The 13,367-nt window shown below is 43.0% G+C and carries 11 protein-coding genes; 4 read left to right on the top strand and 7 right to left on the bottom strand.

Annotated features, from left to right (window positions below; all coding sequences use genetic code 11):
- Nucleotides 1-2 precede the first annotated feature (2 nt).
- The 3 genes from P1X15_RS15725 to P1X15_RS15735 all read right to left on the bottom strand — a co-directional run bounded on the left by P1X15_RS15725 (nucleotide 3) and on the right by P1X15_RS15735 (nucleotide 3,031).
- Nucleotides 3-1,217: a DUF1343 domain-containing protein gene (locus tag P1X15_RS15725; RefSeq protein WP_277339081.1), complete on the bottom strand. Its 1,215-nt coding sequence runs from the start codon at nucleotides 1,215-1,217 to the stop codon at nucleotides 3-5.
- 90 nt (nucleotides 1,218-1,307) lie between these two features.
- The gene (locus tag P1X15_RS15730; protein ID WP_277339082.1) at nucleotides 1,308-2,213 is read right to left on the bottom strand and encodes an alpha/beta fold hydrolase; all 906 of its coding nucleotides are present in this window, start codon (nucleotides 2,211-2,213) and stop codon (nucleotides 1,308-1,310) included.
- A 71-nt stretch (nucleotides 2,214-2,284) separates the two neighbouring features.
- Nucleotides 2,285-3,031 (bottom strand): SOS response-associated peptidase, encoded by a 747-nt coding sequence (locus P1X15_RS15735; RefSeq protein ID WP_277339083.1) that lies wholly within the window; start codon nucleotides 3,029-3,031, stop codon nucleotides 2,285-2,287.
- A 76-nt stretch (nucleotides 3,032-3,107) separates the two neighbouring features.
- Here P1X15_RS15735 and P1X15_RS15740 point away from each other — a divergent pair, with 76 nt between their 5' ends.
- The 3 genes from P1X15_RS15740 to P1X15_RS15750 are packed head-to-tail and all read left to right on the top strand — an operon-like array spanning nucleotide 3,108 to nucleotide 6,128.
- Nucleotides 3,108-4,130, top strand: coding sequence for an aldo/keto reductase (locus P1X15_RS15740; RefSeq protein WP_277339084.1), 1,023 nt, complete (start codon nucleotides 3,108-3,110; stop codon nucleotides 4,128-4,130).
- Between the two features lie 50 nt (nucleotides 4,131-4,180).
- Nucleotides 4,181-4,624, top strand: coding sequence for a transcription elongation factor (locus P1X15_RS15745; RefSeq protein WP_277339085.1), 444 nt, complete (start codon nucleotides 4,181-4,183; stop codon nucleotides 4,622-4,624).
- Between the two features lies 1 nt (nucleotide 4,625).
- Nucleotides 4,626-6,128, top strand: a complete 1,503-nt coding sequence (locus tag P1X15_RS15750) for a lipopolysaccharide assembly protein LapB (protein WP_277339086.1) — start codon at nucleotides 4,626-4,628, stop codon at nucleotides 6,126-6,128.
- A 41-nt stretch (nucleotides 6,129-6,169) separates the two neighbouring features.
- On the opposite strand, the gene folE is transcribed toward P1X15_RS15750, so the two are convergent.
- Both folE and P1X15_RS15760 read right to left on the bottom strand, forming a co-directional pair.
- Entirely contained in the window at nucleotides 6,170-6,877 is a 708-nt protein-coding gene (gene folE, locus P1X15_RS15755; RefSeq protein ID WP_277339087.1) for a GTP cyclohydrolase I FolE, read from the bottom strand.
- Nucleotides 6,840-7,256, bottom strand: a complete 417-nt coding sequence (locus P1X15_RS15760; protein ID WP_277339088.1) for a 6-carboxytetrahydropterin synthase — start codon at nucleotides 7,254-7,256, stop codon at nucleotides 6,840-6,842. Before P1X15_RS15760 ends, folE begins: the two co-directional genes overlap by 38 nt.
- A gap of 503 nt (nucleotides 7,257-7,759) precedes the next feature.
- Here P1X15_RS15760 and P1X15_RS15765 point away from each other — a divergent pair.
- On the top strand, nucleotides 7,760-9,442 hold the full coding sequence (locus P1X15_RS15765) for a glutamine--tRNA ligase/YqeY domain fusion protein (RefSeq protein WP_277339089.1): 1,683 nt from the start codon (nucleotides 7,760-7,762) through the stop codon (nucleotides 9,440-9,442).
- Between the two features lie 86 nt (nucleotides 9,443-9,528).
- Here the strand turns inward: P1X15_RS15765 and P1X15_RS15770 are convergent, their stop codons facing one another.
- Complete coding sequence (locus P1X15_RS15770; protein WP_277339090.1) at nucleotides 9,529-11,799, bottom strand: NADP-dependent malic enzyme; 2,271 nt, start codon at nucleotides 11,797-11,799, stop codon at nucleotides 9,529-9,531.
- Nucleotides 11,800-12,044: 245 nt separating this feature from the next.
- Nucleotides 12,045-13,334, bottom strand: a complete 1,290-nt coding sequence (locus P1X15_RS15775) for a dienelactone hydrolase family protein (protein ID WP_277339091.1) — start codon at nucleotides 13,332-13,334, stop codon at nucleotides 12,045-12,047.
- Nucleotides 13,335-13,367 lie beyond the last annotated feature (33 nt).

Raw genomic sequence — 13,367 nt, forward strand, 5'->3', positions numbered from 1 at the left:
TTTTAAGGATATAGTAAATATTTCTGGCGCATTTTCTTAAAATTAGAAAGACCAGGCTCCCAACTTTTTCTGATTTCTTCCTCACTCTTGCCTGCAATAATTTGTTGTTGTAAAGCTTCATTTCCCGAAAGCTTATTGAACACACCCATTTGATGGGTTTGAACATTATTAAAAAACTTTTCTTTCACAGGATAAGCAGCGTAGAGTTCCATTAGCCACTTTAGATTGAGTTTTTTTGTTTTGAGAAAAATGGAGGTGTCGTATTGGCGAAGATCAAGGCCGTAGCATTCGGTATCTTGGTGGAGCGGCGTCTCACTCATACCTGGGATACTGACAGGTTTAAACGAAAAGCTGTATTTGCCTTTAAGAGCGGGAGCACCAAGTACCGCAAAAGGCATATAAGTACCACGTCCTTGGCTTATGATAGTGCCTTCAAACCAACAAATACTTGGATAAAGCATGATAGACTGCTGTGTATTGAGGTTGGGGGAAGGAGCTACGGGCAGCGTATACCCCATGTCATGGGTATAGTTGGCTACTTTTATAATTTTGAGCTTACACTTCACTTGATTGGGAAGCCAACCTTCGCCGTTGAGCATTTGGGCAAATTCGCCAATCGTAAGCCCATGTGTAATAGGAATTGCAAACATCCCAATGCCTGATTTGAGATGAGGCTCTAAGATGGGGCCATCTACACAAAAACCGTGCGGGTTGGGGCGGTCAAATATAATCAGCTCTTTGTTGTTGAGAGCGCAAGATTCCATTACGTGAGCCAGTGTATTGATGTATGTATAAAACCTGGCACCTACGTCTTGCACATCAAAAATCATTACATCCAGGTCTTTGAGGTGGTCGGCGCTAGGTTTGCGGTTTTTACCATAAAGAGAAATGACGGGAATGCCCGTTTTAGCATCTACGCTATCATCTACTTTGGCGCCATTGCTGGCATTTCCCCTAAAACCATGCTCGGGACCAAAAATCTTAGCAATGGTTACACCCATTTGAAGAAGACTGTCTACGCTTATTTTATTCCCAATGATAGAGGTTTGATTGATGACCATTCCTACTTTTTTCCCTTTCAGATAGGGTATATATTCAGAAGGCTGGTCAGCTCCAGTGATGATATGGGCTGAGGATAATGAAGGTCTGGTCTTAAATGCGCTTGATACCCACAAACTTAGCAGGGCTACTAAAAATGATATAAAAAATGGTTTCATTTGGATGAATGTTTAAATCGTGAAAGTACGACAAAAAACATCCTGCCACAAAACAAATAAAATAGCCCTTCTGCTAGAGGTAGGCTTGTTTTAGTGACCCTCTTGACCACCACTACTGGCAGTGGCCATAGGATTGCCTGAGCCAGAATCAAACAAGGTGGTGACCAATTTACGTACCAAATCGGGATGCGAATAAGAAATAAGATGGCCTGCTTCTGGCAAATAGATAAACTCAGCGGTCTTGTTGGTAAGCTGTTTTCGGGCAAAATCCAGATTGGAAGGGTCCACAATCCAGTCTTTGCCGCCTTGAACCACCGTGGTAGGTACTTCCAATTGCGACCATTCATTACTGAGTTTTTCCAACTCTTTGACATGGGCAAACTTTTCGAAGGTGGCCACATTGAGGCGATGTGGTAGCCACATTCGCACTATCCACCACTTGGCAGGCTTCGAAAACCACCAGAACTTTTCTGTGGAGGGATCAATAGCGGGAGCCAGCATCACTAGTTTATTGAACCTTTGAGGATTTAAGATGGCGATTTTGGCGGCGATAGGAGCACCATATGAGCGTCCCAAAATCACTCCTTTTTGGCGCGAATGATTAAGACTCAAGGCAAGAGCAGCAGCACGAGCTTGTGTGTCGATAGAAGTCACAAATCGTTTTTTGCGATAACTAGAGTGATTGTAGCCTAAGCGGTCGATGGCGATAATGTGGTATTTTTGTTGTAACAAGCTATCGTCTACCATGTTCATATAGCCATACCAAGCACCGGGGGCGCCATGAATCAACAAAAGTGGGGGTAGCGTATCGGCTCCAGTGGTGGCGACAAACAACCGTAGACTGTCGTTTTGGATGGTATAATAAGTAGGTTTAATGTTTCGGTTGGCATAATGTTCTCTGATCTCTCGATCACTTTTTCGCCATGAACGAAAACAAGAAGAAAGTCCTCCGCACAATCCGCAGATACAAGCCCAAATGAAGAGTTTCTTTAACATGAGAATGGTTAAGTGTGAGATTTGGTTAGAGTCTAGTTACTAGCCAAAAGTTTTATAATCATTTACAAAAGTTAAAATAAAGAGAGCTGTTGTTGGGAGAGTTCAGGATAGGCCATTGGCAACAAAACTTCTGGAACATTTGGATTGCTACGTTGATTGCTAAGGCGACGACTGATTGTAAATGCTTCCATAAGACTATCATCAAGTGGTTTGGCTATTTCTTTTAACGCCGCAGTAGGTAAATTGTTTTGTAACCAAATTGTTTCTGTACCAGGAAGAAGAAGCAAAGGCATGCGCTGTTTGGTATTGTGAATCTTTGCCATAAGAGGGTTGGCCTCTGTCGTAATAATACTGAATGTATTCCAGACATCGTCTGTGTGGGCGGGGTTGACCCAGCTTTCCCATACTCCTGCCATGGCAAAAATGGGTTGATTGCGTAGCCTAATATAATAAGGGTATTTCTGTTTGTTGACGGTTTGCCACTCAAAGAAACCCGTAGAAGGTATCAGACACCTTTGGGCATTTTGGAGGGCGTATTTGAAGGAGGGTTTTTGACCGAGCGTTTCGACTTTGGCATTGAGTGTCAAAGGGCGCATTTCTTCGGCTTCGGCTACGGTTTTGACCCAGTGAGGAACTAAACCCCAATTAAAAAATTGAATACGACGGGGAGCTTGCGCAGTTACGACGGGCCATTTGGGGTAGTCGAATCCATTGGCGTGATAAATAGGCTGGAAGTCAGCGGCATCAACTTCCATTTCAGCTTCTAAACGTTGCTCTATTTCCGCAACGGTGGCGGTTAAGGAATTGCGAAAACACATAATGAACCAATTTTATCCTTAATTTTGGGCGAAAATACTATTCCCGTCCTACTTTCATCAAACAAACATTTTAACTATGAAATTCAAATTATTGGGAAAATCTGGCCTGCGCGTTTCGGAAATTTGCTTAGGTACGATGACTTTTGGTAACGAATGGGGGTGGGGGGCCGATAAGCATGAAAGTAAAAAAATTTTTGATGCTTATACCAAAGCTGGCGGTAATTTTTTGGATACTGCCAATAGGTACACAGAAGGTACCTCCGAAAAATACTTGGGAGATTTTATCGCCTCTGATCGGGATCATTTTGTGGTTTCGACCAAATATACCTTGATGGACCGTGATGGGGATCCCAACTTTGCGGGAAATCATCGCAAAAACATGATTCGCTCGATAAACGAAAGCTTGAAGCGACTCAATACCGATTATATAGACTTGTTTTGGGTACATATGTGGGATTTTACCACGCCCGTCGATGAGGTGATGCGGGGATTGGATGATTTGATTCGCAGTGGTAAAGTGCATTATATTGGGATTTCGGATACGCCCGCTTGGGTGATTTCTAGGGCCAATATGCTGGCCGAACTTAGGGGCTGGAATCAATTTGCCGCTTTACAAATCGAATATTCGTTGCTTCAAAGGGGAGCTGAAAGGGATTTGCTGCCCATGGCCAAAGCCCTTGATATGGCCGTTACGCCTTGGGGGGTGATTGGGGGCGGCGCCCTCACTGGCAAATACCTCCGTGGTGAAGGGGGAAGAGTGCCTGAAAATAGCCTCCGTCGCAATGACCGCAGTATGGAAATCGCCCAAGAAGTAGTAAGTATCGCTCAAGAGTTGGGATGTACACCTACCCAAGTGGCTATCAACTGGGTGCGTCAGCGGGTGTCTAATGTAATGCCCATTATTGGTTCGCGTCGTGTGGAGCAAATCAAAGATTCTTTAGAAAGTCTAAACTCGGTCATTCCTGACGAAATGATGGAGCGTTTGAACGAAATCAGTAAAATTGAGCTAGGATTTCCGCACGATTTTCTGTCGTCAGAAGGTGTAAAACAATCGGCTTTTGCCGGCACCTACGACCAAATTATTAATCACCGCCTTTAAACTTAAGAAAAGAGCGTTAGAAAATTCTAATGCTCTTTTTTCTTCCATAAATGAAATTAGAATTACTACAAATCCTCAAAAATCAACTAGATACGCGCATGCAAGCGGCCTATGATGCCATGCAATCGGCGCAAGATTCGGCCAATGAAGAAACCAAAAGCAGTGCGGGTGACAAATACGAAACTGCTCGCGCCATGGCCCAAATCGAACGTGACCGCCATGCGCAGCTTTATGAGCAATTGCGTCAAGAACGGGCGGTCTTAGAGCGAATTGATCCTTCTTTTAATTTTGAAAGGGTAGGTCTAGGAGCATTGGTACATTCGTCTTTGGGTGATTTTTTGATTGCTGTAAGCGTAGGAGTAGTGATGGTGTCGGGACAAAAAATAATCGTAGTATCTCCACAATCGCCATTAGGTGCTTCTTTGATGGGAAAGCAAGTGGGAGATGCATTTTTGTTCCAACAAAAGAAAGCCGTCATCCAAAACATTACCTAAAATGATTCGAAAAGCAAGCTTGAATAGTATAGTGAGATGTTTGGTATGGATACTGTTTTCTGGGTCTTTGATAGCTCAAAACGCGCCCTATACCATTACTCCTCTACAACAGCAAGCTTATCGGGAGGTATTTAGGATGAAGGTCGGTGTGGCTCGTACATTGTTAGGAAAAGAAGCCCAAACCAATGCTTTTAAAGTATATGTGGAAGACTATGCAGACATGGTGACCTTGCTGGTGAGTGATGAGAAAAAGCTTTTTGATCAGCTTGCCCCTCGTCAAGACCAGCGTTTGGAGATTTTGAGTGAATTGCCTTCGACTTCCCCTTATCAGCGTTTGTGGCAAGCCGAGATACGTCTTCACTGGGCTTTTGTAAAACTAAAATTTGGAAAAGAAGTAAGTGCTTGCTGGGACATCATTAAGGCGTATCGGTTGTTGGAAGAAAACGCAAAAAAGTATCCCCACTTTATTAGCACCTACAAATCTCTCGGAATGCTTCATGTATTGATTGGGTCAGCGCCGCAAAACTATCAATGGGTAACCAAACTGCTCGGATTGCGTGGTAATATTCCGTTGGGATTGAGCGAATTACAAAAAGTGATTGAGCAAGATTCATTACTCAGGATTGAAGCGCAACTGGTGTCTGCTTTGCTGCATGCTTATGTCTTGAAATACACTGAAGTACAAAACAAGGAGCTAATAGCCTTGGTTGAAAGTGACGCCCAAAATCTCTTACTTCATTTTTTCGGTACTACCATTTCAATGAAAGACGGACGAGGAACCCAAGCACTACAATTCCTTTCGGCTCGCCCTACGGGAAAAGAGTATTTACCTTTTCCTTTCTTAGATTATTTGAAAGGTGAGATTTTGTTACAAAAAGGTGATTATGAGGAGTGTAGGTCTCTTTTTGAGGGTTTTCTGAAAAATTATCGAGGCCAAAATTTCTTGAAAGATACCCAACTAAAATTGTTTTTGAGCTATTGGCTTGCAGGACAAGCGCAGGCTGCCATACCGTATTTGGATCGTATCCCAAAGGTAGGGAGTGCGTATGTGGAAGCTGATAAATTTGCCGAAAAATTTGCTCAAAATTTCAAGAAAGGCGAGATTTCGGAGCAGCAAAAGACTTTGATGAAAGCTCGTTTTGCTTTTGATGGAGGGTATTTGGCGGAAGCAGCACAAGTCTTGAAGCCTTACCAAGAAGAGGTATTTGTACGGACAAGCGACAAAGCTGAATTTCAGTATCGTTGGGGGCGGATTCTGCAACGTCAGAATCAAGCCGAAGCAGCGATACCTCATTACGAACGAGCTATCGTATTGAGCAAATCTCAAAGTTTGTATTTTGGGGCAACTTCGGCCTTACAGTTAGGCTATATTTACCAAAACAAAAACCTAAAAAGCAAGGCAATTGAATACTTCAAGCTGGCTCTCAACTACCCAAAGCATGAATACAAAAACAGCGTGGACAACAAGGCCCGCGCTGCTTTGACTTTATTGGAGGTTGACTGAATATATTGAAAATCAATCAATTGTCTCTCTTAGTTGGACGTTTATTTGCTAAGTTCCAAGTATTTCAAAAACTCGTTTTTTGTGTCAGCTTCTTGAAATTTCCCACCATAATAAGCCGTCACAGTTGTACTAGTATCGTCTTGTACACCCCGCGAAGCTACGCATAGATGTTTGGCATCCATTACTACGGCTACATTGGGCGTATCTAAGATGCTTTCCAGCTCTTTGGCTATTTGTACGGTAAGGCGTTCTTGGACTTGTGGCCGTTTGGCAAAATATTGTACGATTCGGTTGAGTTTGGAAAGGCCAATTACCTTCCCGCTCGAAATGTAAGCGACGTGCGCTTTTCCAAAAATAGGTACAAAGTGATGCTCACAGTTGGAGTAAAAACTAATGTCTTTTTCTACCAACATTTCATTGTACTTGTACTTATTTTCAAAAAGTGTAGCCTTAGGTTTGTTGGCGGGGTTGAGACCTCCAAAAATTTCTTTAACATACATTTTGGCCACCCGGAGTGGAGTTCCTTTGAGGCTGTCGTCGGTAAGGTCCAGGCCCAAAGTTTCCATAATTTCTCGAAAATGGTGTTCAATTTTGGCCACTTTTTCTACGTCACTCAACTCAAAAGCATCGGAGCGCAGGGGAGTGTTGTAAGCACTCAATCCGTGGTCGTCTCCCCATTCATCAATGGTTAAATCCAAAAGGTCTTGGTTGTCATGCGGGATACTCCACGAAGTTTCGTTCGGTTTCATATAGTCGTATTTTCAAGTCAAATGTGGTCTCCAGATGCCCACGTAAGATGTTATGAATCACAATTGCAATGTTCTCAGCACTAGGGTTGAGATGTTTAAATTCCTCAGTATCAAGGTTAAGATTTTTGTGGTCGAACTTTTGTAAAACATTTTCTTCAATCAAATCGTTCAGCCACTTTAGATCCACTACATAGCCCGTTTGGGGGTCTACTTCCCCTGTGACTTGCACAATAAGCTCATAATTATGACCGTGATAATTAGGTAAATTACATTTTCCAAATACACGTTCATTTTGCTCCTGCGACCACGACGGATTGTGCAAACGATGTGCTGCATTGAAGTGGGCCTTGCGAAAAACTGCCACTCTAGGGTTGTTCATGCCAATAATGTATTCAATTTCAAATGTGATTGTGACGAACGTGCCGAGGAGTCGTCAGAAAGTCTGTCTGCAACACCCTCTCGACCGTTGGGCGTGGTACCAAAGCCCTTGGGTAAGTCTCGTTTTCAATTCATTTATTAAACGGCTTTAGTCTCCAAATAGTTTTATTTTTTTTGAGCTGTAGAAAAAATACTATAATTAATTCTAGCCCCATTCAATCCCCAATGAAGCTAAAAAACGGGTTTAATGGCTGATTTGAAACAGATAAAAGAAGTACATAAATGGATAAAATCTACCAAAAAGAAAAAAAGACCATAAAATAAAGTACGATACATTGGTGATTTTATCTTATTTTTCGCGTTGTATTGCAATACCAATCAAATCGAATTGTACTACTTTTGCGTTTTCTAAGGCTTAAAAAATAATTGTCAGTTATTAGAAAAGTTCTAATTAGAAACCGACAAGCAGCATACCTAGCCTATTTATTGTTAAATACAAAAAGAATGAGTGACATTAGCAAAGAATCCACCGAAGAAAAATCATTGAACTTCATCGAGCAAATCATCGAAGAAGACCTCCGTTTGGGGAAACACGGCGGCCGAGTATTGACGCGATTTCCACCTGAGCCCAACGGGTATTTGCACATTGGGCATGCCAAGTCTATTTGTTTGAACTTTGGAGCAGCTCAAAAATATGGAGGAGCTACCAATCTTCGTTTTGATGATACCAATCCCGTCACTGAAGATACTGAGTATGTCGAATCAATCAAAAATGATGTGCAATGGTTAGGCTTTCAGTGGGTTAACGAATTTTATGCTTCTGATTACTTTGATGAGTTATATCAATTTGCGATTGTTCTCATTCAGAAGGGATTGGCATACGTCGATGATTCTACTTCCGAGCAAATGGCCGCTATGAAAGGCACTCCTACTGAGCCTGGTACCAATAGCCCTTATCGCAATAGGACAGTCGAAGAAAATCTTGACTTGTTTGTCAAGATGAAAAATGGAGAATTTGCGGAAGGAACTCGCACACTGCGTGCAAAAATCGATATGGCTTCTCCCAATATGATTATGAGAGACCCTGTGCTATATCGTATCAAATTTGCCCATCATCACCGTACGGGTGATAAGTGGTGCATCTACCCGATGTATGATTTTGCGCATGGACAGTCAGATTCGATTGAAAAAATTACGCATTCGATTTGTACGTTGGAGTTTGTACCTCACCGCGAGCTGTACGATTGGTGTATCAACAATCTAGAGATTTTTCCTTCTAAACAATACGAGTTTTCGCGTTTGAATCTCACTTATACCGTGATGAGCAAGCGTAAGTTGTTACAATTAGTCAACGAAAAGCACGTGACAGGCTGGGACGATCCTCGAATGCCTACACTTTCGGGGATGCGGCGACGGGGTTATACGCCTGAGTCGATTCGGGAGTTTTGTGACAGAGCTGGGGTGACCAAAAATATTCAGTTGATTGACATAAGTCTTTTGGAGTTTTGTGTGCGTGACCATCTCAATAAAGTGGCCGAACGTCGTATGGTTGTTTTAGACCCTATCAAAGTAGTGATTACTAATTTTCCGGAAGGAGAAGTAGAAATGTGCTACAGCGAAAACAATCCCGAAGATCCCAACGGAGGCATGAGAGAAGTGCCGTTTAGTCGTGAGATATACATTGAGCGGGAAGATTTTATGGAAAATCCTCCCAAAAAGTATTTCCGCTTAGCTCCCGGACAAATGGTGCGTCTCAAAAGCGCGTACATCATTCGTTGTGATGAGGTCATCAAAGACGAAAATGGAGAAGTGACAGAGCTTCACTGTAGCTACATCGAAAACAGTAAGAGTGGTAATGATACTTCTGGTATCAATGTCAAAGGGACGCTCCATTGGGTGGCTGTTAATCAAGCACTTTCGGTAGAGATTCGTCAATACGACCGACTTTTTAAAGTAGAAGACCTCTCTAATGCCGAAGGAGATTTTAAAGATTATATCAATCCAGATTCTTTACAAATCGTGACAGGCTATGCGGAACCTGCCTTAAAAGATGCCGCTATCGGCGCTAAGTTTCAGTTTATGCGAAAAGGGTATTTTTGCTTAGATATCGATAGTACCGACGAAAAATTGATATTTAATCGTACTGTCGGCCTGAAAGATACTTGGGGAAAAGTAGCCAATAAATAAAAATATTAATGTTAGAAAAATGGGCAAGCTAATTTCTTCAGCTTGCCCATTTTGTTGATGCTACTTAATGATTTGAAATTTGGGAGTTACTCCTTCATTTGGGCCTCTACCACTGCGATAGCTACCATATTGACGATTTCGCGGACCGAACTACCTAGCTGTAATACATACACAGGTTTACGCATTCCTAACAAAATAGGGCCAATAGCCTCATATTCACCTACTTCTTTTAATAAGTTGTAAGCGATATTGCTGGCCGATAAGTTGGGGAAGATAAGCGTATTAGCGCCATCTTCGGTAAGCTTGCTAAAGGGGTGGTTGGTACGGAGAAGCTCAGTATCAAAGGGTAAGTGAGCCTGCATTTCACCGTCTACAATCATTTCGGGATGTTTTTGTTGGAGAATAGCCGCAGCAGCGCTCATTTTCTCCGCATCTTCTCCTTTGGCACTTCCAAAGTTGGAATAAGTAACTAACGCAATGCGAGGTTTGATATTAAAGCGTTCTACGGCCTGTGCTGTCAGTTCTGTAATTTCTACAATATCATCAACGGAAGGATTAAAGTTGACAGTGGTATCGGCCAAAAATAAAGGTCCACGGCGCGTAAGCAAAATGTACATCCCCGCTACTTTTTTCACACCCGCTTCTTTTCCAATGATTTGGAGGGCAGGACGGATGGTATCAGGATAGTTGCGCGTCAACCCTGAAATCAGGGCGTCGGCTTCTCCCATTTCTACCATCATGGCACCAAAAGAACTACGGTAGTACATCATCTTGCGAGCTTCAATGATGTTTACACCTTTGCGTTGGCGTTTTTTGAAGTATACCTCGGCATAACGGTCGATATTGGCCGATTGGTCAGGATTGTAAGGATCGATGACGGGGACATCGGCCATATCCAATTTATTGGCTTGGATAATACCCCGAATCTTGTCTTCTTTTCCCAATAAAATAGGAGTGGCAATCCCTTCATCGCGTACTTGCTGAGCTGCTTTGAGTACTTGTACGTTTTCGGCATCGGCAAAAACCACTCTCTTGGGCGCACGGCGCGCTTTGTTGATAATGACGCGAGAGATTTGATTGTCTTGTCCTAAGCGTTTTTCAAGCTGCTGAATATAAGCATCCCAGTCTGTGATAGGATATTGGGCCATGCCGCTGTCCATAGCTGCTTTGGCTACGGCAGGAGCAAGGGTCGTAAGCAAACGCGGGTCAACGGGTTTGGGGATGATATATTCGCGGCCAAAAGTGAGGTTGTCGGTGTTATAGGCTAAATTAACAATATCAGGAACGGGTTTTTTTGCCAAATCTGCCAAGGCGCGTACGGCAGCTAGCTTCATTTCTTCGTTGATTTCGCGAGCGCGTACATCCAAAGCCCCTCTAAAGATATAAGGGAAACCCAGTACATTATTAACTTGATTTGGATAATCTGAACGCCCCGTAGCCATGATTACATCCTCGCGGGCAGCTACAGCATCAGGGTAGGGGATTTCGGGGTTGGGGTTGGCCATAGCAAATACCATCGGGTCTTTGGCCATAGAGCGTACCATGTCTTGTGAAACAACGTTGGCTTTTGATAATCCTAAAAACAAATCAGCACCTACCATTGCATCGGCTAGAGAATCAAAACGACGCTCAGACGCAAATTCTGCTTTCATGGCATCAAGGTCGGTACGAGCTGTGTTGATATGTCCTTTACTGTCAAACATATCTACGTTTGAACGTTTTACACCTAGTGAGATGTAAAGCTTGGTACACGAAATAGCCGATGCGCCCGCGCCTGATACCACTACTCGAATGTCTTCAATTTTTTTGTTGACCAAATCAAGCCCATTCAAGAGCGCTGCTGCGCTGATGATGGCCGTGCCATGCTGGTCATCGTGCATGACAGGAATATTAAGCTCTTCTTTGAGGCGACGTTCGATTTCAAAGCATTCGGGTGCTTTGATGTCTTCTAAGTTTACTCCCCCAAAAGTAGGTTCTAAAATTTTGACGGTTCTGACAAATTCGTCTACGTTTTTGGTATTGAGTTCAAGGTCAAATACGTCTATATCGGCATAAATTTTGAACAAAATCCCTTTTCCTTCCATAACAGGTTTACCCGCTTCTGGCCCAATGTCGCCCAGGCCTAGTACGGCTGTACCATTGCTAATGACCGCCACTAGGTTGCCTTTGGCCGTATATTTATAGACGTCGTCGACATTGTGGTGGATTTCCATACACGGCTCGGCTACTCCTGGAGAGTAAGCCAGAGAAAGGTCGAGTTGGTTGTTGGTCTCTTTTGTTGGAACAACCTGAATCTTGCCAGGACGGCCCTTTGAGTGGTAATAGAGTGCGTCCTCTTTACGAATTTTTGGAGGCATAACGATAATTGTGAGTTGAATATGGGGGTGCAAGGTACGAATGAAAACCGTACATACTATTTATTTTCTGTGTTTTTATGCTTAAAAGCAGATAAATATCGACTGAAAAAGAGCTGTTAAAGGCAGATAGAATCTTGGTGGAAGGAATAACGAAAAACAAGGATACTCACTACCTCAGAGTGCTGAATTAAGGCGAATCGGAGTGTAGTGAGTTTAAAGTAACAGCAGAAGAAAAAGTACTAAGTTTAACTTTTCAACCATTTATCAAACCACTCAAAGGCATCTTTTTGCATGGATTGGTCAAACTTGTGTTCGCCCTCATAAAACTTGCCTTGATAGTGGTCGGCTGCGCCTGCTTTTTTGAATATTTCTTGCAAAATGACATCTGCTTTTTTCATTTCGGGTAAGGTAAACAAATCATCGTCATTGTTGTTTTGTACCATAGTAGGGAGTGGAGCTCTGATACCCAATATTTCAGGAAAATCCAAGTAATTAGGAAGCAATGGAACATACAGCATCCATGTATGAGTGTAGGATTTGTGGAGGGTGAAGTCATCCCAAGTAGACATAAAACCCACACACACGGCGCATTTGATACGGGGATCAAGTCCGCCTAAATAGGTCGTGCGAAGCCCTCCTCCTGATAGCCCTGCACAGCCGATACGGTTTTTATCTACTTCAGGACGATTACTCAGGATGTCGAGGGCAACTTGATCTTCGGCCAGTACTACACCTGGCCAAGTGGTGCCACCACAAAACAACGACTTTGACATTACATGCTCGTGTTCGCTTGCCCAGGTATTATAAGCTTGGATGTTTTCAGGCTTTTCGGGCTCGGCATCCGATTTTCCGTCGGTTTTGAGAGGTCCCCAGAAGAAACCGCCCACTTCTTCGTACAAAACCCTCCGACTCTCAAAAGCAAAAGTATCATGCACCAGTACTACATAACCTCTTTTGGCGATTTCGTTGGCCCAAGCTTTGCCACCGTAATAATGCTCTTGGTGGTCTTTAAGCAGCGGATGCTGTTCGTCTGAAAGTTTTACGATTTTACGTTTTCCAAAATATTTATTGCCTCCGTGGTCGTGAAGGGCCAAAATCGCAGGCAGTGGCTTTTGTGTTCCTTGTGGTTTGAGCAAATACGCTTTGGTCGCACGTCCATAAGGAAGCTGCCATGAAAGTTCTTCAATATCCAGACCGTCGTAAGTATATTTCTTTTCAACCGTCACGGTGGGGGTTTTTCCTAAATTAGGCTTTGATAGTAGCTCATTGGTTTTGGCTAGTGCTTCTTTTTGCCATTTTTTTGTATCATTCCATTTACTTTGCCGAAACGATAACGCGGGGAGGTTGGGGACTAAGGAAGCGGCCCATTGGCCATAGATGCCAATAAGACTTTTAGTGACTGTCATGTTGGGTGATTGATTGAAAGGAGGTTTAGAAAAAGCAATGTCAATATCTGGCAGCAAAGCCCAGCTTGCGGCCATACTTGTCGATGCTTTGATGAATTTTCGTCGAGATGAAAAGGTTGTTGGTTTCATATTTTAAAGATACAATAATTTTTTTTTCATTTT

Origin of the sequence: Runella sp. MFBS21 (assembly GCF_029433105.1) — a bacterium.
In the GTDB taxonomy this organism is placed as follows: domain Bacteria; phylum Bacteroidota; class Bacteroidia; order Cytophagales; family Spirosomataceae; genus Runella.